18 protein-coding genes and 2 riboswitches are annotated in these 23,158 nt (G+C 58.1%); all 18 genes read left to right on the forward strand.

Going from position 1 to position 23,158, the window contains the following annotated elements; genetic code table 11:
* The first annotated feature begins 71 nt into the window (after positions 1 to 71).
* A riboswitch (purine riboswitch) is annotated at positions 72 to 172 on the forward strand.
* A 139-nt stretch (positions 173 to 311) separates the two neighbouring features.
* The 18 genes from ACFPPD_RS19175 (at position 312) to ACFPPD_RS19260 (ending at position 23,155) form a co-directional block, all read left to right on the forward strand.
* Entirely contained in the window at positions 312 to 1,721 is a 1,410-nt protein-coding gene (locus ACFPPD_RS19175) for an NCS2 family permease (RefSeq protein WP_209747895.1), read from the forward strand.
* Positions 1,722 to 1,971: 250 nt separating this feature from the next.
* A riboswitch (purine riboswitch) is annotated at positions 1,972 to 2,070 on the forward strand.
* A 174-nt stretch (positions 2,071 to 2,244) separates the two neighbouring features.
* Positions 2,245 to 2,733: a 5-(carboxyamino)imidazole ribonucleotide mutase gene (gene purE / locus ACFPPD_RS19180; RefSeq protein WP_209747898.1), complete on the forward strand. Its 489-nt coding sequence runs from the start codon at positions 2,245 to 2,247 to the stop codon at positions 2,731 to 2,733.
* The gene (gene purK, locus ACFPPD_RS19185) at positions 2,730 to 3,998 is read left to right on the forward strand and encodes a 5-(carboxyamino)imidazole ribonucleotide synthase (protein ID WP_209747899.1); all 1,269 of its coding nucleotides are present in this window, start codon (positions 2,730 to 2,732) and stop codon (positions 3,996 to 3,998) included. The genes purE and purK overlap by 4 nt, the downstream gene beginning before the upstream one ends.
* A 6-nt stretch (positions 3,999 to 4,004) precedes the next feature.
* Positions 4,005 to 5,300, forward strand: a complete 1,296-nt coding sequence (gene purB, locus ACFPPD_RS19190) for an adenylosuccinate lyase (RefSeq protein WP_209747901.1) — start codon at positions 4,005 to 4,007, stop codon at positions 5,298 to 5,300.
* A 45-nt stretch (positions 5,301 to 5,345) separates the two neighbouring features.
* Entirely contained in the window at positions 5,346 to 6,233 is an 888-nt protein-coding gene (locus tag ACFPPD_RS19195) for a phosphoribosylaminoimidazolesuccinocarboxamide synthase (protein WP_209747903.1), read from the forward strand.
* 361 nt (positions 6,234 to 6,594) lie between these two features.
* Positions 6,595 to 6,837 carry a phosphoribosylformylglycinamidine synthase subunit PurS gene (gene purS, locus ACFPPD_RS19200; protein WP_209747905.1) on the forward strand — a complete coding sequence of 81 codons (243 nt, stop codon included), beginning with the start codon at positions 6,595 to 6,597 and terminating at the stop codon, positions 6,835 to 6,837.
* A gap of 7 nt (positions 6,838 to 6,844) precedes the next feature.
* Positions 6,845 to 7,537 (forward strand): phosphoribosylformylglycinamidine synthase subunit PurQ, encoded by a 693-nt coding sequence (purQ, locus tag ACFPPD_RS19205; protein ID WP_209747907.1) that lies wholly within the window; start codon positions 6,845 to 6,847, stop codon positions 7,535 to 7,537.
* Positions 7,515 to 9,770 (forward strand): phosphoribosylformylglycinamidine synthase subunit PurL, encoded by a 2,256-nt coding sequence (gene purL, locus ACFPPD_RS19210; protein ID WP_209747909.1) that lies wholly within the window; start codon positions 7,515 to 7,517, stop codon positions 9,768 to 9,770. The genes purQ and purL overlap by 23 nt, the downstream gene beginning before the upstream one ends.
* Positions 9,767 to 11,275: an amidophosphoribosyltransferase gene (gene purF / locus ACFPPD_RS19215; protein WP_209747911.1), complete on the forward strand. Its 1,509-nt coding sequence runs from the start codon at positions 9,767 to 9,769 to the stop codon at positions 11,273 to 11,275. The genes purL and purF overlap by 4 nt, the downstream gene beginning before the upstream one ends.
* Before the next feature lie 236 nt (positions 11,276 to 11,511).
* Positions 11,512 to 12,558 (forward strand): phosphoribosylformylglycinamidine cyclo-ligase, encoded by a 1,047-nt coding sequence (purM, locus tag ACFPPD_RS19220; protein ID WP_209747913.1) that lies wholly within the window; start codon positions 11,512 to 11,514, stop codon positions 12,556 to 12,558.
* Positions 12,555 to 13,187, forward strand: coding sequence for a phosphoribosylglycinamide formyltransferase (gene purN / locus ACFPPD_RS19225; RefSeq protein ID WP_209747915.1), 633 nt, complete (start codon positions 12,555 to 12,557; stop codon positions 13,185 to 13,187). The genes purM and purN overlap by 4 nt, the downstream gene beginning before the upstream one ends.
* A gap of 28 nt (positions 13,188 to 13,215) precedes the next feature.
* Positions 13,216 to 14,763 carry a bifunctional phosphoribosylaminoimidazolecarboxamide formyltransferase/IMP cyclohydrolase gene (purH, locus tag ACFPPD_RS19230; protein WP_209747917.1) on the forward strand — a complete coding sequence of 516 codons (1,548 nt, stop codon included), beginning with the start codon at positions 13,216 to 13,218 and terminating at the stop codon, positions 14,761 to 14,763.
* Positions 14,764 to 15,006: 243 nt separating this feature from the next.
* Positions 15,007 to 16,275 (forward strand): phosphoribosylamine--glycine ligase, encoded by a 1,269-nt coding sequence (gene purD / locus ACFPPD_RS19235; protein ID WP_209747920.1) that lies wholly within the window; start codon positions 15,007 to 15,009, stop codon positions 16,273 to 16,275.
* Positions 16,276 to 17,044: 769 nt separating this feature from the next.
* A complete protein-coding gene (locus ACFPPD_RS19240; RefSeq protein WP_209747922.1) occupies positions 17,045 to 17,866 on the forward strand; it encodes an alpha/beta hydrolase family protein in 822 nt (273 codons plus the stop codon).
* Between the two features lie 145 nt (positions 17,867 to 18,011).
* The gene (locus ACFPPD_RS19245) at positions 18,012 to 18,719 is read left to right on the forward strand and encodes a tyrosine-protein phosphatase (RefSeq protein ID WP_209747924.1); all 708 of its coding nucleotides are present in this window, start codon (positions 18,012 to 18,014) and stop codon (positions 18,717 to 18,719) included.
* Between the two features lie 92 nt (positions 18,720 to 18,811).
* Positions 18,812 to 19,909 (forward strand): DUF3048 domain-containing protein, encoded by a 1,098-nt coding sequence (locus ACFPPD_RS19250; protein ID WP_378082928.1) that lies wholly within the window; start codon positions 18,812 to 18,814, stop codon positions 19,907 to 19,909.
* Between the two features lie 376 nt (positions 19,910 to 20,285).
* Positions 20,286 to 21,335 (forward strand): response regulator transcription factor, encoded by a 1,050-nt coding sequence (locus ACFPPD_RS19255; protein ID WP_209747926.1) that lies wholly within the window; start codon positions 20,286 to 20,288, stop codon positions 21,333 to 21,335.
* 14 nt (positions 21,336 to 21,349) lie between these two features.
* Positions 21,350 to 23,155 (forward strand): sensor histidine kinase, encoded by a 1,806-nt coding sequence (locus ACFPPD_RS19260; protein WP_209747928.1) that lies wholly within the window; start codon positions 21,350 to 21,352, stop codon positions 23,153 to 23,155.
* Positions 23,156 to 23,158 lie beyond the last annotated feature (3 nt).

The raw sequence follows: 23,158 nt of genomic DNA on the forward strand, positions 1-23,158 counted from the left end.
CCGAACACTCACACGAACATTCGTAAATAATCGTTGACAGACTAGGTACTAGAACCTAGAATATGGTTTGGATATAACAACTGAATACTTTTCGTATAATCCCGGGAATCGGCCCGGGAGTCTCTACGAGGTCACCGCAAATGATCTGTCTACGGAAAGGGAAGTCGTCAAGCGAAGGAGAAGCGCGCTCTCCCTATGCATGAGATTTCCCGGTTGTGCGGAACCTAGAAGAGTCCATCTTCTAGGTTTTTTGTATGCTTCGCCTTAGTTTTCCACATTCATCTAACATTGAAGGGAGAGTTTATTGGAACATGGAACGTTTCTTTAAGCTTAAAGAACTGGGAACGAACGTACGCACAGAGATCATGGCCGGTTTGACTACGTTTATGACGATGGCGTACATATTGGCGGTTAACCCGAACACGCTGAGCGCATTCGGATCGGGAGCGACGGGCGGAGAATGGTACCCGATCTTCCTGGCAACCGCTTTGGCAGCGGGTATTTTCACGATCGCGATGGGGTTGTTCGTTAACTTCCCGGTCGCCCTCGCGCCGGGCATGGGACTTAACGCGTACTTCGCTTCCGTCATTTTAAGCTCCACGGCTACGGATAAGCCGATTACGTTCGAAATCGCTTTGACGGCCGTCTTTATTTCCGGTTTAATCTTTATTCTTCTAACGGTAACGAAAATCAGGCAAATGCTGCTCGTCGCAGTGCCGGATAGCTTGAAGCACGCGATTACGGTCGGTATCGGTCTCTTCATCGCGATTATCGGCTTGAAGAACAGCGGCTTGCTGACTGTCGGCGTCGAAGCCGGCAGCGACATCGCCAAAGGCAAGTTCACGGACGTCATGTTCTTCGAAACGGTATTCCATATGGGCTCCTTGGAAAACCATAACGTTCAGCTCGTTCTGATCGGCTTGGTCATCATCTCCGTTCTAATGGTGTTGCGCGTGAAAGGCGCCATTCTGTTCGGGATTCTCGGCACGACGCTGATCGGGATCATCATGGGCTCGAGCTACGTTCCAACGACGATCAATACGGACATCACCCCCTGGGTTCCGAACTTGAGCGAAGTCGCGTTCGCGAACTTCGATTGGGACGGCGTATTCGAAACCGGTCTGATCTCCGTCGTTGTGACGTTCACGTTCGTCGAATTGTTCGACACGTTCGGTACGCTTGTCGGCACGGCTAACCGCGCCGGCTTAATGAAGGATCCGGTCGAAGGCAACAAACGCGTCGGCAAAGCGATGCTCGTCGATGCCGTAGCGGTCAGCGGCGGCGCGTTGCTCGGAACGAGCACGACGACGGCATACGTCGAGAGCGCGGCCGGCGTCGCGGAAGGCGGACGCACGGGTCTTACGGCCGTGTCGACGGGTATTTTCTTCCTGGCGTCTTTGTTCCTCGCTCCGATCGTAAACCTGATTCCGGGTTCCGCGACGGCGGCTGCTCTGATCATCGTCGGCTTGCTGATGGTGCAATCGATCAAACATATTAACTTCGACGACTACACGATCGCCATTCCGGCGTACTTAACGATTATCCTGATGCCATTCACTTACAACATCGCCAACGGCATTTCGTTCGGCATCGTCACTTACGTCGTGCTCGCAGGTCTGGCAAGCGCCTTCGGCAAAAGCCAACACAAAGTGCACTGGCTCATGTGGATTCTGGCCATTTTGGTCGTTGCCCGTTACGCGTTCATCGGTTCGCAAGGCTAATCGGCCGAACGCGATTCATCAAGTGTTCCCAAGCTCGTTTCGCTTCCCACGGAGGAAGCGGGGCGGGCTTTTATTTTGCCACTTTCCAGCGGACAGGGAATGCGGCGTTTCGTCGCAATCGGCTACAAGGCTTTTGTGTCTAAATCCGAACAATATGTTTTCTGTGTCATATAAGCGTTCGTCTTTGTTTGACAGTTTTCGGGGTCTGAGGTACACTAAGAAGCGTTCGACAAAGCAATTTAACGCGATCGTATTTCATGAATTTCATACGCGTATAAGTCGGGAATCGGCCCGAACGTCTCTACCCGGAAACCCTAATTTCCGGACTACGCGGCAATCGCCAACGACGCCAATATCGAAGCGCGGACCTTGATCGGTTCGGGCTTCGTCTTGTCGGCGCCGGGCGTTGCTTATCGGTAGCGGAGAACAAGAAGGTCGATTGGGGAATACTAACCGTATTCCCATCGATCTTTTTTTATTTTTTAACGGGAAAACAAGATTGCAATAGGGGAAGGGTGGAAACATGTCGGTAAGCGTCGGCGTCATCATGGGAAGCACGTCGGATTGGGAAACGATGAAGAAAACGTGCGAGGTGTTGGAGGAGCTCGGCATTCCGTACGAGAAGAAAGTCGTCTCCGCGCATCGAACGCCGGACCTCATGTTCGAATACGCCGAATCCGCCGTATCCCGGGGGTTGAAGGTTATTATCGCAGGCGCGGGCGGAGCGGCCCATCTGCCCGGCATGGTTGCTTCGAAAACCGTATTGCCCGTCATCGGAGTACCCGTTCAATCGAAAGCGTTGAACGGGTTGGACTCGTTGCTGTCGATCGTGCAAATGCCGGGCGGCATTCCCGTCGCCACGGTGGCGATCGGCGCGGCGGGCGCGACGAACGCGGGCTTGCTCGCGGCGCAAATCATAGGCGCCTTTGATTCCGAGGTGCAAGGTCGGATGGCGGAGCGTCGCGCGCGCATTACGCGCGAGGTGCTCGACAACGCGGAGCTGCCGTCATGAGCGGCGGGGATAACGGATTGCCGAAGCTGGTCAGCCTGTTCGACGGCGAAGGCGTCGTCTGCGACGAGTTCGGATGCGCGATTCCCGGGACGGAAGAGGCGAAGGTCGGGGCCGCGCCGAAGCGGATTCTACCCGGCTCGACGATCGGCGTTCTCGGCGGCGGACAGCTCGGACGGATGCTGGCGCACGCGGGCAACCGCCTCGGCTATCGGTTCGTGACGCTCGACCCGACGCCGGATTCGCCTTGCGGGCAGACCGCCGCGCAGATCGTCGCCGGTTACGGCGATGCCGAAGCGGCTCGGGAGCTGGCGAAGCGTTCGGACGTCATTACTTACGAATTCGAGAACGTGGACGCGGACGTGGCGGCGATGTTGGAGGCGGAATCCTACGTGCCCCAAGGCAGCGCTCTGCTCTACACGACGCAGCATCGGCTCCGCGAGAAGCGCGCCGTGGAAGCCGCGGGAGCGCGGGTCGCGCCTTACGCGGAAATTACGAGCTTGGCTTCGCTGCGCGACGCCGCTTCCTCGCTCGGACTGCCCGCCGTCTTGAAGACCGCGACCGGCGGATACGACGGCAAAGGCCAATGGGTACTGCGGGCCGTAGCGGAATTGGAGCAAGCGTGGGAAGAAGCGAGCCGCGCCGGTACGGAGCTCGTGCTGGAGAAATTCATCGCGTTCGACAAGGAGATTTCCGTCATCGCGGCGCGCAGCCCATCGGGCGAAGTGCGGACGTTCCCGCCGGCCGAGAACATCCACGTTCATAATATATTGCACTTATCGATCGTGCCCGCCCGGGTCGGCGACGCCGTCAGGGCGGAAGCGGAGAAGCTCGCGGTGTCGATCGCGGAGACGCTCGGCGCCGTCGGTTTGATCGCCGTCGAGATGTTCGTGACGGCGGACGGCGGCCTGTACGTGAACGAGCTGGCGCCGAGGCCGCACAATTCCGGGCATTACACGATGGAAGCTTGCCGGACGTCGCAATTCGAGCAGCACGTGCGCGCGATCTGCGACTTGCCGCTCGGCGATCCGTCGCTAATGACGCCGGTCGTCATGGCGAACATCCTCGGCGAGCACGTGGAACCGTTACTCGCTTGGATGGGGACGCGCGATCCGGTCGCCGAGAAACTCGGCGTCGAAGTCAAGGTGCACTTATACGGCAAAACCGAAGCGAAGCATAAAAGAAAAATGGGCCATCTGAACGTGCTCGCCCCGAAGTTGGACGCGGCATTGGATTGGATCGCTCAATCGAACATATGGAGGGTCTAAACAACCATGTTAGAACGCTATAGCCGCCCCGAGATGCGGGCGATCTGGACCGAACAAAACAAATTCCAAGCTTGGCTGGAAGTGGAGCTGTGCGCTTGCGAGGCTTGGGCCGAGCTCGGACATATTCCGCACGAAGACACGGTGGCGCTTCGCAAGAACGCGAAGTTCGACATCGATCGCATCAACGAGATCGAGCTGGAGACGCGCCACGATGTCATCGCCTTTACCCGGGCCGTATCCGAGAGCCTCGGCGCGGAACGCAAATGGGTGCACTACGGCCTGACGTCCACGGACGTCGTCGACACGGCGATGGGCTACTTGCTGCTCCAAGCGAACGAGATTCTGCGCAAGGATATCGTCGGGTTCATCGAAATCCTGCGCGGCCAAGCGATCAAATACAAAGACACGCCGATGATGGGACGCACGCACGGCGTTCACGCGGAGCCGACGACTTTCGGATTGAAGCTGGCGCTATGGCACGAGGAAATGAAGCGGAACTTGGAACGGTTCGACCGGGCGGCGGACGGCGTCCAATTCGGCAAAATGTCCGGCGCGGTCGGCACTTACGCCAACATCGATCCGGCCGTCGAGCAATTCGTCTGCGACAAGCTCGGCATTAAAGCGGCGCCGATCTCGACGCAGACGCTGCAACGCGACCGCCACGCGGAGTATATGGCGACGTTGGCGCTGATCGCGACGTCTATCGACAAGTTCGCGACGGAAATTCGCGGCTTGCAGAAGAGCGAGTTCCGCGAGGTCGAGGAGCCGTTCGGCAAAGGCCAGAAGGGTTCGTCCGCGATGCCGCACAAGCGCAACCCGATCGGCTGCGAGAACATGAGCGGCTTGTCCCGCGTCATTCGCGGCCACATGCTGACCGCCTACGAGAACGTGCCGCTGTGGCACGAGCGCGATATTTCGCACTCGTCGGCGGAACGGATCATCCTGCCGGACGCGACGATGCTACTGAACTACATGCTGAACCGCTTCGGCAACATCGTGAAGAACTTGACGGTGTTCCCGGAGAACATGAAGCGCAACATGGGCCGCACGTACAACGTGCCGTTCTCCGGCCGCGTCCTGACGAAGCTGATCGACAAAGGCTTCAGCCGCGAGCAAGCGTACGACACCGTTCAACCGCGCGCGATGCAAGCCTGGGAAGAGCAACGCGACTTCCGAGACATCGTCCGTTCGACGGAAGAGATCACGAACGTCCTGTCCGCCGAAGAAATCGAAGATTGCTTTAATCCGACGTGGCACCTCAAGCACGTGGATACGATTTTCGACCGGTTGGGCTTGAAATAAAAGAGCGAAATCGGGAAGAGGCACGGAAACCGCGAGGAGGCACATATGACTACGCAAGCATTGGCTACGGCCGTCGGGCTCGTTAACGCCCCCCTGATCCACAAGGGCAAAGTCCGGGAGCTCTACGATCTCGGCGAACATCTACTGATCGTGGTTACGGACCGCATCTCCGCGTTCGACTACGTGCTCGATCCGCCCGTTCCGGGCAAAGGCAGCGTGCTGAACGGCTTGAGCGCTTATTGGTTCGAGCAAACGGCGGGCATTCAGCCGAATCACGTCGTGCATACGGACGTCGCTTTGCTCGGCGATCTCGTGAGCGAGCCGGACAAGCTGGCGGGCCGCATCATGGTCAGTCGCAAGGCGAAACGGATCGACATCGAGTGCGTCGTGCGCGGCTACATCACGGGCGGCGGATGGCGGCAGTACCAGTCGAACGGCGAAGTCAACGGCATTCGGTTGCCGGAAGGGCTGCGCAAAAATTCGAAGCTCGAGCAACCGATCTTCACGCCGGCGGGCAAGAACGACGTCGGACACGACGAGGACATCCCGTTCGAAGAGATGGAGCGCCGGGTCGGCGCCGGGCTGGCGGCCGCGCTTCGGGACCGCAGCCTCGCGCTTTACGCGTTCGGCCGCGAATATTGCGCCGGACGGGGCATCATCCTCGCGGATTGCAAGTTCGAATTCGGCTTGATCGGCGACGACATCATCCTCATCGACGAGCTGTTCACGCCGGACTCCTCGCGCTTCTGGGCAGAAGAGAACTATCAGCTCGACGTCGAGATCGACAGCATGGACAAGGAACCGGTTCGCGCGTACTTGGCCGGCTCGGACTGGGACAAGAACAGCCCGCCTCCGCGCCTGCCGGACGCCGTCGTCGAAGCGACGACCTCGCGCTACCGCGAGATCGCCCGCAGGTTGACGGAGCGGAAGTAATAAGCGGGGGCGGCTAGGCCGGCGGAATAGCGGTGCGTGGCGCCGCTAAATCGTCGAAAACCGGCTGGTCGAGCGAAATAGCGGTGCGAGGCGCCGCTAAATCGTCGAAAGCCGGCTGTTGAGCGAAATAGCGGTGCGAGGCGCCGCTAAATCGTCGAAAGCCGGCTGGTCGAGCGAAATAGCGGTGCGAGGCGCCGCTAAATCGTCGAAAACCGGCTGGTCGAGCGAACTTAGCCCAATTCGCTCCAAACTCGCACCCGATCGCAACCGTCCCAAGCTCCGAATCAACAACCGTTAACACGATTCATTTTCAAATAGCATCGCCATTCCAACACCCACCATATCAGGAGGTACTTCCCCCATGAAAGCTAAGGTATACGTGACGATCAAGCAGAACGTGCTCGACCCGCAAGGCAACGCGGTGCAAGGCGCGCTGCATACGCTCGGTTTCGGCGAAGTCGGCAAGGTAAGAATCGGTAAATATCTCGAAATCGAACTCGACACGAACGATCGCGCGCAAGCGGAAGCGAACCTCAAGACGATGTGCGAGAAATTGCTGGCGAACACGGTGGTCGAAGACTACCGCTTCGAATTGGAGGGCTGAGGCGCTCATGAAATTCGCTGTCCTCGTATTCCCGGGCTCCAACTGCGACATTGACTGCTATAAAGCGGTAGAAGACACGGTCGGCGAAGCCGTCGATTACGTGTTCCACACGGCTACCGACCTATCTGCTTACGACGCGATTCTCGTGCCGGGCGGCTTCTCCTACGGAGATTATCTGCGCTGCGGCGCCATCGCCCAATTCGCGCCCGTCATGGCGGAAGTGCAAAAAGCGGCCGAGCAAGGCAAGTTCATTCTCGGCATCTGCAACGGGTTCCAAATCCTGACCGAAGCGGGCCTGCTCCCCGGCGCGCTTATCCGCAACAACTCGCTGAAGTTCCGTTGCCACCAAGTCGATCTCGTCGTCGAGAACGCGGCGACCGGTTTCACGAACGCGTACAAGCAAGGGGACGTCATTCAAATCCCGATCGCGCACGGCGAAGGCAGCTACTACGTGGACGACTCGACTCTCGCGAGCCTCAAGGCGAACAACCAGATCGTTTTCCGCTACGCGGGCGACAACCCGAACGGCTCCGTCGACAACATCGCCGGCGTCAGCAACGAAGCGGGCAACGTCGTCGGCATGATGCCGCATCCGGAACGCGCGGTTAAAGAAATTCTCGGCTCCGCGGACGGCGCGAAGATGTTTACGTCCGTACTAAACGCTTGGAGGGAACGAAATGGCGCAGCAAGTATCCGCTAAAGAACCGACCGTCGAACAAATCGCGGAACAAAAAATATACAAGCAATTCGGCGTCTCCGACAAAGAGTACGACCTCATCTGCAGCTTCATGGGACGCAAGCCGAACTACACCGAGATCGGCGTGTTCAGCGTCATGTGGTCCGAGCACTGCGCGTACAAGAATTCCAAGCCGCTGCTGAAGCGTTTCCCGGTCACGGGACCTAAAGTGTTGATGGGACCCGGCGAAGGCGCGGGCATCGTCGACATCGGCGACAACCAAGCGGTCGTGTTCAAAATCGAATCCCATAACCATCCGTCCGCGGTCGAGCCGTACCAAGGCGCGGCGACGGGCGTCGGCGGCATTATCCGCGACATTTTCTCGATGGGCGCGCGTCCGGTCGCTTTGCTGAACTCCTTGCGTTTCGGTAAGCTCGAGAGCGAGCGCGTGAAATATCTGTTCGAGCACGTCATCAGCGGCATCGCGGGCTACGGCAACTGCATCGGCATCCCGACGGTCGCGGGCGAAGTCATGTTCGACGAGGCGTACGAAGGCAACCCTCTCGTCAACGCGATGTGCGTCGGCCTGATCGATCACGACAAGATCCAACGCGGCGTCGCCAAAGGCATCGGCAATCCGGTGTTCTACGTCGGCCCGGCAACGGGACGCGACGGCATTCACGGCGCGACTTTCGCGTCCGAGGATCTCACGGCCGAATCCGAAGCGAAGCGTTCGGCGGTGCAAGTCGGCGATCCGTTCATGGAGAAGCTCGTCATGGAAGCGACTTTGGAACTGATCGACTCCGGCATCGTTCTCGGCATTCAAGATATGGGCGCCGCGGGCCTTACGTGTTCTAGCGCGGAGATGGCGAGCAAAGCGGGCAACGGCATGGAGCTGTACCTCGACGAAGTGCCGCAACGCGAAGAAGGCATGACAGCGTACGAAATGATGCTGTCCGAGTCCCAAGAACGCATGCTGTTCGTCTGCGAACCGCAGCACGAAGAGCAAGCGAAGGGCATTTTCGCCCGTTGGGGCCTGCACTGCGCCAAAGTCGGCAAAGTATCCGACGACGGCCGCCTGAAGCTGTTCCACAAAGGCGAGCTCGTCGGCGACATGCCGGTTAAAGCATTGGTCGACGATTGCCCGATCTACGAGAAACCGTCCAAAGTGCCGGAATATTACTTGAAAAACGGCTCCATCGACACGAACCGCTACGAGCAAGCGCTTGACCTGAACGACGCCTTGACCAAGGTGCTCGGCTCCCCGTCGCTCGCGAGCAAAGAGTGGGTTTATAACCAATACGATTACATGGTTCGTACGGAAACGGCGGTACGTCCGGGTTCGGACGCGGCGGTCGTCACGATTCGCGGCACGCGCAAAGGTCTGGCGATGACGACGGACTGCAACGGTCGTTACGTTTATCTCGATCCGGAAGTCGGCGGACGCATCGCGGTCTCGGAAGCGGGACGCAACATCGTTTGCTCCGGCGCGGAGCCGCTCGCGATTACGGACAACTTGAACTTCGGCAGCCCGGAGAAGCCGGAAATTTTCTGGCAGATGGAAAAAGCGGTCGACGGCATGGCGGAAGCTTGCCGCGTGCTCGAGACGCCGGTAATCGGCGGCAACGTTTCCTTGTACAACGAGAACACGAAGGGCGCCATCTACCCGACGCCGGTCGTCGGCATGGTCGGCCTCGTTCACGATACGGACCACATCACGACGCAAGAATTCAAAGAAGCCGGCGACGTCATCTTCCTGCTCGGAGAGACGAAAGCGGAAATCGGCGGCAGCGAATTCCAATACGCGGTTCACGGCGTAACGGAAGGACGTCCGCCTGAATTGGATTTGGCTGTCGAGAAGAGGTTGCAGAGCGCCGTGCTTAGCGCGATCCAGCAAGGGTTGGTCGCTTCGGCGCACGACTTGTCCGAAGGCGGCCTGGCTGCCGCGCTGGCGGAGTCGGGCTTCGGCCGCGGCCTCGGCGCGGACGTCTCGTTCGAGACGAACCTGCGTCCGGACCTCGCGCTGTTCAGCGAATCGCAATCGCGTATCCTGCTGACGGCCAAGCCCGAGCTTGCAGACAAGCTGGCGGTCGCGATCACGCTCGCGGGCGTGCCGCTGCAACGCCTCGGCACGGTCGGCGGCGAGAAATTGGTCGTTCGCGTAGGCGCTCACGATGCCATCGACGCTTCCGTCGCGGAGTTGCGCAAAACCTGGAGCACTGCGATTTCCGGCCGGATGAACGGCAAAAGCGCATGACCCGAACGAGATCGGACAGCTTTGCGAATGGGGGGACCGAAGTGGAGCGGCTCTGGACAGGGGATTACTACAACGAGGGCAACAACAGCAAAGAGTCGATTTTCGATAAATTGAAGGAAGAGTGCGGCGTATTCGGGGTGTTCGGTCACCCCGACGCGGCCAACCTCGCCTATTACGGGCTGCACGCGTTGCAGCATCGCGGTGAAGAAAGCTGCGGCATCTGCACGTCCGACGACGGCACGTTCCATTTTCATCGCGGCATGGGCCTCGTCAAGGAAGTGTTCGACCGCGACCGGCTGGAGTCATTGACGGGCAGTCAAGCGATCGGCCACGTTCGCTATTCGACGTCCGGCGCGAGCCAGCTCGGCAACGCCCAGCCTCTCGTGTTCAAGTATCGCGGAGGCGATCTGGCGGTATGCACGAACGGCAACCTGGTCAACGAGCCGGGCATCCGCAAGGAGCTGGAGGAAGCCGGCTCGATCTTCCAGACGACGAGCGACACCGAGGTTATCGCCCACTTGATCGCCCGTTCGCCGAAGGACATCGTCGAAGCGGTCAAGGACGCGTTCGCCAGACTGATCGGCGGATACGCGTTCCTGATCCAGACGCAAGGCATGCTGATCGCGGCTTGCGACCCGCACGGCTTGCGGCCGCTCGTCATGGGCAAGCTGGGCGAAGCGTTTATTTTCGCTTCCGAGTCCTGCGCTTTGGAGACGATCGGGGCGGAATACGTCCGCGACGTTCAGCCGGGCGAATTGCTCGTTCTCGACAAAGACGGGGTAAGAGAAGAACGCTTCGCGAAAATGGAGCGCCGGGCGATCTGCGCGATGGAGTACATTTACTTCGCGCGTCCCGACAGCGACATCTACGGCGTCAACTTGCACATGTCGCGCAAGCGCATGGGCCAGACGCTCGCGCAGGAATCGTTCGTCGACGCGGATATCGTCACCGGCGTGCCGGATTCTTCGATCTCCGCCGCCATCGGTTACGCGGAGCAGACGGGCATCCCGTACGAGCTCGGACTGATCAAGAACAAGTACACGGGACGCACGTTCATCCAGCCTTCCCAAGAGCTTCGCGAGAAGGGCGTTAAGATGAAGCTGTCGGCCGTCCGCAAAATCGTGGAAGGCAAACGCGTCGTCATGATCGACGACTCGATCGTCCGCGGCACGACGTCTTTGAGGATTGTGAATATGCTGCGAGACGCGGGCGCTTTGGAGGTTCACGTGCGGATTACTTCGCCGCCGTTCATGAACCCGTGCTACTACGGCATCGACACGCCGAACCCGGCCGATCTGATCGCCTCGAGCAAGACGGTCGAGGAGATCCGCCAAGCGATCAACGCCGATTCGCTGTACTTCCTGAGCGAGCGCGGCTTGATCGACTCCGTCGGCGGGCACGACGACGAGTATAACCGCGGGCTCTGCCTCGCGTGCTTCAACAACGACTACCCGACGCCTGTCCGGTTCGAGGACGCCAAGCTGACGTCCTGCAGCTGCGACTGAGTCGTAACGTCAATCCGGTCTGCGCGCAGCAGGCAGGATCATATTGCAAATAAAAAAGGTTCGGGCCAGAGCGGCGGAGGAACAACCATCGGGTGAAGAGTTTACGTCCTGCCTTTGCATTCGCGTGATTACCTTCTAATCAAATCCCAAATCACGTGAATGCAACAGCAGGCGCAACCCGATGGTTCGTTTCGTAGACGCGACTTAGCCCGAACGAACCCTGGGAGTGAAAACCTGTGTCCGAAGCGTACAAACAAGCCGGAGTCGACATCGCGGCCGGTAACGAAGCGGTCGAACGGATGAAGAAGCACGTCAAGAAGACGATGCGTCCGGAAGTATTGACGGGGCTCGGCGGATTCGGCGGGCTGTTCGGCCTGAACAAAGACAAATACGAAGAGCCCGTTCTCGTTAGCGGCACCGACGGCGTCGGCACGAAGCTGAAGCTGGCTTTTGCGATGGACAAGCACGACACGATCGGCATCGACGCCGTCGCGATGTGCGTCAACGACGTCATCGTCACGGGCGCCGAGCCGCTCTTCTTCCTCGACTACCTGGCTTGCGACAAGATCATCCCAGAGAAAATCGAAGCGATCGTCAAAGGGGTGGCGGACGGCTGCGAGCAAGCGGGCTGCGCGCTCATCGGCGGCGAGACGGCCGAAATGCCGGGCATGTACAGTGAAGGTGAGTACGATATCGCAGGGTTCACCGTCGGCATCGTCGATCGCAAGAAAGCGGTAGACGGCTCGACGATCCAAGCAGGCGACGTCGTTCTCGGCCTCGGCTCTAGCGGCATCCACTCGAACGGTTTCTCCCTCGTGCGCAGATTGTTGCTGGAGCAGAAGGGCTACTCTCTGGCTGACAAGCCCGAAGAGCTTGGCGGCAAGACGCTCGGCGACGTGTTGATCGAGCCGACGCGCATCTACGTCAAACAAATTTTGAAGCTGCTCGAGAGCGTCCAGATCAAAGGGATGGCCCACATCACGGGCGGCGGCTTCATCGAGAACATTCCGCGCGTGCTGCCGGAAGGCGTCAACGTGGACATTACCCGCGGCTCGTGGCCGGTACTCCCGATCTTCGGCCTTATGCAGCAAGCAGGCGGGATTAGCGACCGCGACATGTACACGACGTTTAACATGGGCATCGGCATGGTGCTCGTCGTTCCCGCCGATCAAGCGGAACAAGCGCTCTCGCTGGCCAAGGAACAAGGCGAACAAGCTTACCGTATCGGTACGGTGACGGCGGGCTCTAAAATCGTGACGTTTGAAGGCGTGGAGCTTCCATGAGTCAAGCAAGCGAAGGCGCGGCGCCGCTGAAAATCGCGGTGTTCGCCTCCGGCAGCGGAAGTAATTTCCAAGCGTTGGCAGAACGGATCAACGTCGGCAGCGTGAACGCGAAGATCGACCTAGTCGTCTGCGACAAGCCGTCCGCTTACGTGCTGGAGCGCGCGAAGGCGTTCAAGATCGACACGTACGTGTTCTCTCCGAAGCAATATGCTTCGCGGGAGGATTACGAACGGGAGATCGTCGAAGAACTGCAAGCGCGTGGCATCGGCCTGATCGTGATGGCGGGTTATATGAGGCTCGTCACGAATGTGCTCGTCGAGCCTTACTACGGCCGCATGATCAACGTGCATCCGGCGCTTCTGCCCGCTTTTCCGGGGATGGACGGCGTCGGCCAAGCGATTGCTTACGGGGCGAAGGTCGCCGGGCCGACCGTTCATTTCGTGGACGGCGGCACCGACACCGGGCCGATCATCGCCCAACGGGCGCTCGAAGTGCGCGAGGACGATACGAAAGAAACGCTGGGCGCCCGCATCCAGCATGCGGAGTACGAGCTGCTGCCCGAGGTCGTCGGCTGGATCGCCGACGGACGGGTATCGCTGGACGGACGCAAAGTAACGATAAAGCATTAAATCGAACATTCGAACGGAGGATTCATTCGTGGCGATCAGAAGAGCGCTCGTCAGCGTATCGGACAAGACCGGCATCGTGGAGTTGTGCCGCGAGCTGGCGGCGCAAGGCGTGCAAGTGATCTCGACAGGCGGAACGAAGACGTTGCTGGAGAAGGAAAACGTGCCGGTTATCGGCATTTCCGAAGTGACGGGTTTCCCGGAAATTCTCGACGGACGCGTGAAGACGCTGCATCCGGCCGTACATAGCGGCTTACTGGCGATCCGCGACGACGAACATCACGTCAAGGCGATGCAGGAGCTTGGATTGGATTACATCGACCTCGTCGTCGTGAACCTGTATCCTTTCAAAGAAACGATCAGCAAGCCGGACGTCAGCTACGAGGACGCGATCGAGAACATCGATATCGGCGGTCCGACTATGCTGCGCTCCGCGGCGAAAAACCACGCGTTCGTCACCGTCGTCGTCGACGCGGGCGACTACGCGCAAGTGCTCGAGGAAGTACGCGCCGGCGGCGACACGACGCTCGAGACGCGCAAGCGCCTCGCTGCCAAAGTGTTCCGCCATACGTCCGCATACGACGCGCTCATCTCCGACTACTTCGCGAAGCAGCTCGGCGATCCGCTTCCGGAAAGCTTGACGGTCACTTACGAGAAAGTGCAGGAGCTTCGTTACGGCGAGAACCCGCATCAGAAGGCCGCTTTCTACCGCAAGCCGCTCGCTTCGTCCGGCAGCATCACGTCCGCCGAGCAGTTGCACGGCAAAGAGCTTAGCTACAACAACATCAACGACGCGAACGCGGCGTTGGCGATCGTGAAGGAATTCGACGAGCCGGCGGTCGTCGCCGTGAAGCATATGAACCCTTGCGGCGTCGGCATCGGCGCGACGATCGACGAAGCGTTCGTCAAGGCGTACGAGTCCGATCCGACGTCGATCTTCGGCGGCATCGTCGCCGCGAACCGGACGATCGGCGCGGATACGGCAGCGCGTCTGGGCGAAATCTTCCTCGAGATCGTCATCGCGCCGGACTACACGCCGGAAGCGCTCGACATTCTGCAACGGAAAAAAAACATCCGCTTGCTTCGCATCGGCAACCTGACTTCGGCTGCGGAGCGTAGCGCCGAATGGCTCGTGACGAGCGTCGAAGGCGGCATGCTCGTGCAAGAAAGCGACGTGCACAGCCTGAGCGACGGGGACATCCAAGTCGTGACGGAACGCGCGCCGACGGCCGAAGAGCTGAAGCAACTTTTGTTCGCTTGGAAGGTCGTCAAGCACGTGAAGTCGAACGCGATCCTTCTCGCGAAGGACAGCATGACGGTCGGCGTCGGCGCCGGCCAAATGAACCGCGTCGGCGCTGCCCGCATCGCGATCGAGCAAGCGGGAGAGAAAGCCGTAGGCTCCGTGCTCGCTTCCGACGCGTTCTTCCCGATGGGAGACACGGTCGAATTGGCGGCGAAAGCCGGCATTAAAGCGATCATCCAGCCGGGCGGTTCGATCAAAGACGCGGAATCGATCGCGGCCGCGAACGCGAACGGCATCGCTATGATCGTGACGGGCGTCCGTCACTTCAAACACTAACGCTTCGGTTACGAGATCGAGCGAACAAAAGGAATAGCGTTACGATGTAACGCTATTTTCCTTATTCAGCGGGTTTTGTTCGAAATAGCGTTACGAAATAACTTTATTCTTAACGAAGTGTTGATTTTGCAACGTTCAAAAAGGGGATAGCGTTATTACATAACGTTATTTCCCATCGCAACACTAAGAAACGACAAATAGCGTTATGAGGTAACGCTATTCCGATCTATAGGAGGATCTCCCATGAAAGTACTCGTCATCGGACGGGGCGGGCGAGAGCACGCCATCATCTGGGCGCTGAAGAAAAGCGCGAAGATCAAGCAAATCTATTGCGCGCCCGGCAATGCCGGCATCGCGCAACTCGCGACCAACGTCGATATTGGCGAATTGGAGTTCGACCGTCTCGTCGCGTTCGCCAAAGGCAACGGGATCGACCTCGTCGTCGTCGGACCGGACGATCCTCTCGCGGCGGGTATCGTGGACGAATTCGAGGCGGCTTCGATTCCGGTATACGGCCCCCGCAAGAACGCGGCGGAGATCGAAGGCAGTAAAATTTTCATGAAAGACCTGCTTCGCAAATACAACATTCCGACGGCCAAATACGAGACGTTCACCGACTACGACGCGGCAGCGGCATACTTAAAGCAACAAGTGCTGCCTATCGTCATTAAAGCGGACGGCCTCGCGGCTGGCAAAGGCGTGTCCGTCTGCTTCACGCGAGAGGAAGCCGACAAGGCGCTCGCCGAGACGATGGTCGACAAGTCGTTCGGCGCAGCGGGGGACAAAGTCGTCATCGAGGAGTTCCTCGAAGGACAGGAAATGTCCATTCTCGCGTTCGTCGACGGTGAGACGGTGCTCCCGATGTCGCCCGCTCAAGACCATAAGCAAGTGTTCGACAACGACAAAGGACCGAACACGGGCGGAATGGGCACGTACTCGCCGTTGCCGCACATCGCCCAGTCGATCATAGACGAGTCGATCGAGAACATCATCAAACCGACGGCACGCGCGATGGTGTCCGAAGGTCGTCCGTTCCGCGGCGTCCTGTTCGCGGGCCTTATGATCACGAAGGACGGTCCGAAGACGATCGAGTTCAACGCCCGTTTCGGAGATCCCGAGACGCAAGTCGTACTGCCGCGCCTGGAGACGGACTTGCTCGAGATCTTCCTCGCCTCGATCGACGGTACGCTCGATCAAGTCGAGATGAAATGGAGCGACGAGGCGGCGGTATGCGTCGTGCTTGCTTCCGGAGGATATCCGGGCTCGTATCCGAAAGGTCTTCCGATATCCGGTCTCGACGCCGTCGACGTGCCGGGAGCGCTCGTGTTCCATGCGGGAACGGCGCTGAAGGACGGCCAAGTCGTCACGAATGGCGGACGCGTGCTCGGCATCGTCGGTCGCGGCGCGGGCATCGCCGAGGCGCGGGCCAGCGCATACAAAGCGGCCGAGAGCATCTCCTTCGAAGGGCAAATTAAACGCACGGACATCGCCGCCAAAGCGCTCGTCCAATAAAAACACTTAGCCGTCGGGACCCGTTCTCGGCGGCTATTCTCTGTAAAAAAGCGATTTGCGGTGAGCGAATACGTAGCCGATCGCGAAGATGGAGACGACGACCAGTAGCGCCACCTCCGCATGATCCGACAGCCAATCGACGAATGTCTTCATGCGTTTGCCTCCTAAGAAAGAATGATTTTCGAATAGACGTATCGAATAGGGTTCCCTGTTCGCCGTTTTTTCTCACACTTATTCGCTTCATATGCGGTCTCGTCCGGTCCGAGTTACTTTCTTTCACGCATTAACTCACCCTCGAAAGTGACACCAAGCACCGAGTTACTTTCTTTTGCGTACTAACTCAACCTCGAACGAGGCTGTGAACACCGAATTATTTTCTTTCGCGCACTAACTCAACCTCGAAAGAGAGACTAAGCACCGAGTTACTTTTTTTCGAGCATTAACTCAACCTCGAAAGGGGCACTAAGCACGGAGTTACTTTCTTTCACGTCTTTCACGCACTAACTCACCTCGAACGGGACTCCGAGCAGGGAATTACTTCTCCAACGCACGACTTCCACCATGTAGATGACCTCCCGGCACTAAGTTACTTTGCCCCGCGATCTCAATCTCCCGCGATGGGGCTTACCCGTTACGAAGCGGTTGATCAACCTTGGCGACTGTGCCGCTTCGAATTTCTCCGCGCTTCGGTGGTTGACACCGGAAGCGTGTCATGTTAAATTTATTTCACACTAAACACATCGGAATTAAAAGAAATGAGGTCATCATCATGGAAAAACCGATTACGATTCGCCACGACGATCTTGCGTTGACCGCAACGATCCACTACCCGGCCAAAGACGGAGGATGTTCGGAGAAGAAGATGCCTCTGGTCGTCATCTGCCACGGATTCATCGGGGACCGGATCGGCGTCGATCGGTTGTTCCTCCTCGCGAGCCGGCAGCTCGCACGCCAAGGCTTCCTCGTTATTCGCTTCGACTTCGCGGGCTGCGGAGAGAGCGAAGGCGTGTACGGCGAGCACGGCCTCGAATCGATGATCGCCCAGACGCGTTCCGTGCTCGACTACGGCCTCGGCCTCGATTGCGTCGATCCGCTCCGGGTGACGCTGCTCGGACATAGTCTCGGCGGAGCCGTCGCCTTGCTGGCGGGCACGCGGGATCGCCGCGTGAAGTCGCTGGCGTTGTGGTCGCCTGTCGGCTATCCGTTCAACGACATCGTGCGCATCGTAGGACGCGGCGTCTACGACGAGACGATTCAGAAGGGCTCGGCGGACTATTCGGGCTACCGGTTGAAGCCGGAGTTCTTCGAATCGTTGCAGCAGCACCAGCCGTTCCAAGAGGCGCCGAAGTTCCACGGGGACGTATTCATCGCGCACGGAACGTCCGACGACGTCATTCCGGCCGATTACAGCTTCCTGCTCGAGAAAACGTTCTGGCTCCGTGGCGAAGGGCGCTGCGACAAGAACATCATTTTCCAAGCCGATCACACGTTCTCCAAAGGCTCACATAAGAACGAACTGTACCAATCCACGATCGATTGGCTCGCGACGCACGAGAAGCGCCAGCAGGATTGGCAGCATTGGAGCATCTGAGCAAGAGATAACGCGGCGAATGAGCTGCGAACGGAAAGAGCCGACCGCGCGGACTTAGGGCCCGCGGAGGTTTTTTTGTCGTTGTCGATCCGCGCGCCGCTTGTTAAGATAAGGAAACATACAGAAGGATTGGGGAGAAGCCGGTATGATCGACATACATTGTCACATTCTTCACGGAGTAGACGACGGGGCGAGAGACTTGAACGAATCGGTGGCGATGGCCAGGCTCGCGTACGCGAACGGCATTCGGGATATCGTAGCGACTCCGCATTTCAACGAAAATTATAGGGTGGACGCCGATTTGATGCTGCGAAAGAGCGAGGAACTCCAGAGGGAGCTCGATCGCCAACGCATCGCGGTCCGGATTCATCCCGGCAACGAGGTGCGCTTCGAGAGCAAGGCGTTCTTGGAAGACCACAAGAGCAATCGCCGATTCTCGTACTTGGCGAGCCCGGCGAAGTTCCTGCTGCTCGAGGAACGCTGGCAAGCCTATGATCCCGATACGACGGAAGCGGTAGAGAGGCTCCTTCACGAAGGGGTGACGCCGATCATCGCGCACCCGGAACGTCATTTCTTTTTCCGCGAGAGGCCTGAATTGCTTCTCGAACTTATGGCTCTGGGAGCCTGGACGCAAGTGTCGGCGGACAGCCTCGTCGGTAACTTCGGGCCGGAAGCGGCGCGCTTCGGGCGGTGGCTCTGCGAGACGGGCAACGCGTCTACGCTGGCGACGGACGCGCATAATATGAGCCGCAGGCCGAACTTGCGGGAAGGGTTCGACGTCTTCGAGAAGCTTGCCGGCCCCGAGGCGCTGGCGGAGCTCGCGGCCAGGACGAGAACGATCTTGGCCGATTGACTGACTGAAAAAGGGAGGATAGGCTCTATCTTCCTTCGTGCGCGATGTGGTTTAATGGAACTAAAGTTTAACGACGCGAAGGGAGATCAGGCATGACGCAACGTAAGCAACTGAAGCCACGTCATATCGCGATGCAATTCACGCTGGCCGCGGCGCTGGCAACGGGTTTGGCCGGTTGTAGCGGCGGAGGCGACAAAGAGGCGACGGCCACGCCGGAGACGACCTCGATACCGACGGCCAGCTCGGCGTCTCCTTCGGCATCGGCGCCGGCCGAAACGCCGGTCGCGAGCTTCCTCGCGCCTTTGACCGGCTTGCCGGTGGACAAGGAAGTGACGAGCCGGCCCTTCTCCGTCATGATCAACAACTTGGCGCCGGCGCGGCCGCAATCGGGACTGACGCAGGCGGACACCGTCTGGGAGCTGCTCGCGGAAGGCGGCATTACCCGGCTGGTGGCGATATTCCAGAGCAAGGAATTTACCGATCCGATCGGTCCGGTTCGGAGCATCAGGCCCTATTTCATTCAAGTCGGCGAATTCTATAGCGGGGTTCTCGTCCACGTCGGCGCGAGCAACGACGCGTTCGCCATCCTTCGCAAGCAGCATAAGGAAGACCTCGACGAAATCACGAACGCGGGCGCTTATTTCTACCGGGACAAGTCCCGTAAGGCGCCGCACAACGTCTATACGACGCTCGAGAAGCTTCGGGCGGGAGCAGAGAAGCATAAGTACGCGGATACGGCGACGGTACCGTTGCTTAAGTTCGACAGCAATCCCGCCTCGCTCGCGACCGCGGCTCCGGCCACGAAGATCGATATCAAGTTCATGCTGCAGGACTACAAGGTGTCTTACGAGTACGACGCGGCGAAAGCGGCCTACAACCGGTTCATCAACGGCAAGCCTCATATCGACAAGAACAACGGCCAACAACTGACCGCGAAGAATCTGGTCGTTCTGAGCGCCAAGCACGATATCAAGGACGACGTCGGCAGGCTGGTCGTCGATCTCGATAGCGGCGGCGACGCGGTGTTGTTCCAGCAAGGCAAAGTCATCGCGTGCAAGTGGGAGCGCAAGGAAGGCGACGTCATCCGGCTCGTGAAGGACGGGGAAGAGCTTCCTTTCCTGCCGGGCGTGACTTACTACCACGTCGTATCCAATGCTTCTTCGCTGGACAAGCACGTAACGTATCAATAAGACAAAACTAAGGATGGCCTTCGACTTCGGCGCTAAGCAGAGGACGGCGGCCATCCTTTTGTCGCTCTGCCTGAGCCGGTGACGGCGGGATGGCGGGGCGGCACGACAGAAGCGGCAAGTCATAACCCGAAAGAGGAGCACAACAACGTCGCTCCATTCCGTTAGCGCGCCAACAAGGGTGATTTTCGGCGAATAAGATCCCCCGAGCGAAGGGGATTTTTTTGCTTATTTCCGAATAGCCTTTATTTCAAATACAATAAAACGAAGGGGTTCGCCCTGTAATTTATGAACTGTTATTTGCAAACGCATACACTAAAGTTTGAATACGAAGGAAGCGATCTGTCTCGTATTTTCTACGATAGGGATGTGAAGCGGGATGTATCGGGTGTTGTTGGCGGACGACGAGCCGCTCGTGCTGGAAGGACTTCGGCTGATGGTCGATTGGCAGGGTCACGGCTTTACGATATGCGGCGAAGCGTGCGACGGCGAGGATGCATTCGAGTTGATTCGAAGGCTTGACCCGGACTTGGTCGTCACCGACGTCCGCATGCCGGTCGTCGACGGTTTGCAATTGATCGAGAACTGCGCGAAGATGCAGCTGCGCGCCACGTTCATCATTTTAAGCGGACACGACGAATTCGAATACATTCGCCAAGCGCTTCGGTACGCCGTGCGGAATTATTGGCTCAAGCCGATCGATACGGACGAGATTCACGGTACGCTTGCCGAGCTTCGCAAGGAGTGGGAGGCCGGACGGCAAGCCGCGGAGCCTATGTTGCGCGATGAGAAAGAAGGCCGCGTCAAGGAACGGGAAAAAGAGTTGTCGACAGCCATCGAGAGCCATGATTTTTCCCGGATCGACGCTGCCGCGGAACGATTGCTCCGGCTTGTTAAACGGAGCATTCCCGAATCCGAGTTTCGCGCTTATATGTCCAATCGGATCGTGGATTTGATTCGCGGGATGACGGAACGGGAAACGTCGGACGAGAAGAGCGAGGACGTGTTTCTCCATTCGTCGATGTTCTCGGATTCCGAGGAAAGCGTCTGGCATGAGCACGTAAAGTCGCTGTGCAGGGAAGCGGCGGCGAACCTCGCGGCTCGAAGACTGAAGACGGGAGCGGCCGGGGAAGCGGCGCGCTACGTCCGCCTTCACTACCGGATGCCGCTGAAGCTTCAGGACGTGGCCCGCGAGCTCTATATACAGCCGGCCTATCTCGGACAGTTGTTCAAGAAGACGGTCGGGATGTCCTTCATCGATTACGTTCATTACATCCGGATACTGGAAGCGCAGAAGATGCTGAGAAGGACCGACCTGAAAATCGCCCAAGTCGCGAGGAATGTAGGCTATTCGGACCCGGAGCTGTTCACGGCGAAGTTCAAGCAATTCACGAACACTCTCCCTTCCCAATATAAAATAGCCGATTAAGCGGAGGTATGCGCATGCGCAGAACCGGCGGATGGTTGAAATTCGTCAACGATATTCCCCTGACATGGAAATTCATTCTCATTTATTTGCTTTGCATCTTCGTTCCTATCCTCACGATCAATGCCCTCTTCTTCCAGCAAGTCTCGCAGAATGTTCAGACTCGGGAAAAAAACAACCTCCAAATGACGCTCAACCGGGCATCCGTCAAGGTCATGGATTATATCGTCGGAGGCGTCACGCTTAGCCATTCCGTCGCGACGGACCGTTCGCTCAACGAAATGATGGACCGGGACTTCGCCGATATCGTCGACTACTACGACACTTACAACGGTTTGCTAAGAGAGAAAATGAAGCCTTTTCTATCCGCTTATCCTTACGTCGAAAGAATATCCGTTTTCACGGCGAACGAGACCATCGCCAACGGAGGGAACTATTTCCGGCTGGACGATGCCGCGATGAACAGCCCGTGGTACGGCAAAGCGACCGATTCCCCGCTCTCGGTTAACCTGATGGTTTATAAAGATAAGGACATGCAGAATACGAGGTCGACGAGGGAATATTTCAGCATCGTCCGGAAGCTGAACGAATATCCGGTTTACGGTCATTACGCGAAATATTTGAAAATCGACATTAACATCGGCATGGTGGACGAAATATTAAGACAGGAATTGCCGGATATGAATTTGACCATTGCGGACGGTAGCGGCGCGGTCGTATTTCCGTCCGCTTCTTTCCTATCGGGGCCTACGTCATCGACTTCTTCCGACGGCGATCGATTGAAGTTCGGTAACCCGCTCGGCACCGCCTCTTACATTCAAGGCTGGTCCATGGTCGGCGTAGCGGACAGCAGCTTGTTCCAGGCGTCTACGAAAGATTCCGAGAGATTTATCTGGCTATTGGCGGCAGTTAGCATTCTGGTGCCGACTTCGTTGATTTTCATCATCCTGCGGTCGTATAACTTTCGGATCAAGAGACTTTCCAGGCATATGGACAAGGCGAAGGACGAGAAGTTCGATCTGATCCTGTTCCCGGAAGGGAAGGACGAGATCGGCGGACTCATTCGCAGCTACAATCGGATGACCGCGAGAATCGAGTCTTTGATCAACGACGTGTACAAGCTGGAAATCCAGCAGAAGGATATGCTCTTGGAAAGGGTACGGGCGGAGATGAAGCTGCTGCAAAGCCAGATGAACCCGCACTTCCTGTTCAACACGTTGAACGCTCTGCTCGTCGTCAGCGTGAAGAACGGGTATACGGAAGTGACGGACATCATCAAGAGCTTATCGTTGCTGCTGCGCCGCATGCTGAGCTGGTCGGACGACGTCGTGACGCTGAAGGACGAGCTTCATTTTACGGAAATGTATTTGAAAATCGAGAAGTTCCGCTTTACGGACAGATTCGACTATTCGCTGAACGTTTCCGACGAGGCCGCGAAGTGCTTCGTGCCGAAAATGTGCATTCAGCCCCTTGTCGAGAACGCGTGCAAGCACGGCCTTCAGTCGGTGAAAGGGCAGCGAAATATTCGGGTAGAAGCGGCGCGGGCGGACGCTTACCTGTGGATTACGGTCGAGGATAACGGCAAAGGGATCGAGCCGGAGCGGCTGGACGAAATTCGCGATCAGCTTAACGACGACGGACTGAACGCGGACGAAAATATCGGACTTCGCAATGTGTATAGGCGATTAAAGCTGCATTACGGGGATCGCGTCGATCTGTTCATCGAGAGCGAGCCGAACAAGGGAACGAGAACCCGCATGCGTTTTCCGGCCATGGCCGTTTCCGCCGATCAAGGAAGCCCTATCAACCGAACGGGGGGATAAAAG

Source organism: Cohnella suwonensis (assembly GCF_042655365.1).
Lineage (GTDB): Bacteria > Bacillota > Bacilli > Paenibacillales > Paenibacillaceae > Cohnella > Cohnella suwonensis.

Bases quoted from the DNA above. Each gene is read 5' to 3' on its own strand.
- ACFPPD_RS19175 (WP_209747895.1), top strand. From the start codon at position 312: ATGGAACGTTTCTTTAAGCTTAAAGAACTGGGAACGAACGTACGCACA.
- purE (WP_209747898.1), top strand. From the start codon at position 2,245: ATGTCGGTAAGCGTCGGCGTCATCATGGGAAGCACGTCGGATTGGGAA.
- purK (WP_209747899.1), top strand. From the start codon at position 2,730: ATGAGCGGCGGGGATAACGGATTGCCGAAGCTGGTCAGCCTGTTCGAC.
- purB (WP_209747901.1), top strand. From the start codon at position 4,005: ATGTTAGAACGCTATAGCCGCCCCGAGATGCGGGCGATCTGGACCGAA.
- ACFPPD_RS19195 (WP_209747903.1), top strand. From the start codon at position 5,346: ATGACTACGCAAGCATTGGCTACGGCCGTCGGGCTCGTTAACGCCCCC.
- purS (WP_209747905.1), top strand. From the start codon at position 6,595: ATGAAAGCTAAGGTATACGTGACGATCAAGCAGAACGTGCTCGACCCG.
- purQ (WP_209747907.1), top strand. From the start codon at position 6,845: ATGAAATTCGCTGTCCTCGTATTCCCGGGCTCCAACTGCGACATTGAC.
- purL (WP_209747909.1), top strand. From the start codon at position 7,515: ATGGCGCAGCAAGTATCCGCTAAAGAACCGACCGTCGAACAAATCGCG.
- purF (WP_209747911.1), top strand. From the start codon at position 9,767: ATGACCCGAACGAGATCGGACAGCTTTGCGAATGGGGGGACCGAAGTG.
- purN (WP_209747915.1), top strand. From the start codon at position 12,555: ATGAGTCAAGCAAGCGAAGGCGCGGCGCCGCTGAAAATCGCGGTGTTC.
- purD (WP_209747920.1), top strand. From the start codon at position 15,007: ATGAAAGTACTCGTCATCGGACGGGGCGGGCGAGAGCACGCCATCATC.
- ACFPPD_RS19240 (WP_209747922.1), top strand. From the start codon at position 17,045: ATGGAAAAACCGATTACGATTCGCCACGACGATCTTGCGTTGACCGCA.
- ACFPPD_RS19245 (WP_209747924.1), top strand. From the start codon at position 18,012: ATGATCGACATACATTGTCACATTCTTCACGGAGTAGACGACGGGGCG.
- ACFPPD_RS19250 (WP_378082928.1), top strand. From the start codon at position 18,812: ATGACGCAACGTAAGCAACTGAAGCCACGTCATATCGCGATGCAATTC.
- ACFPPD_RS19255 (WP_209747926.1), top strand. From the start codon at position 20,286: ATGTATCGGGTGTTGTTGGCGGACGACGAGCCGCTCGTGCTGGAAGGA.
- ACFPPD_RS19260 (WP_209747928.1), top strand. From the start codon at position 21,350: ATGCGCAGAACCGGCGGATGGTTGAAATTCGTCAACGATATTCCCCTG.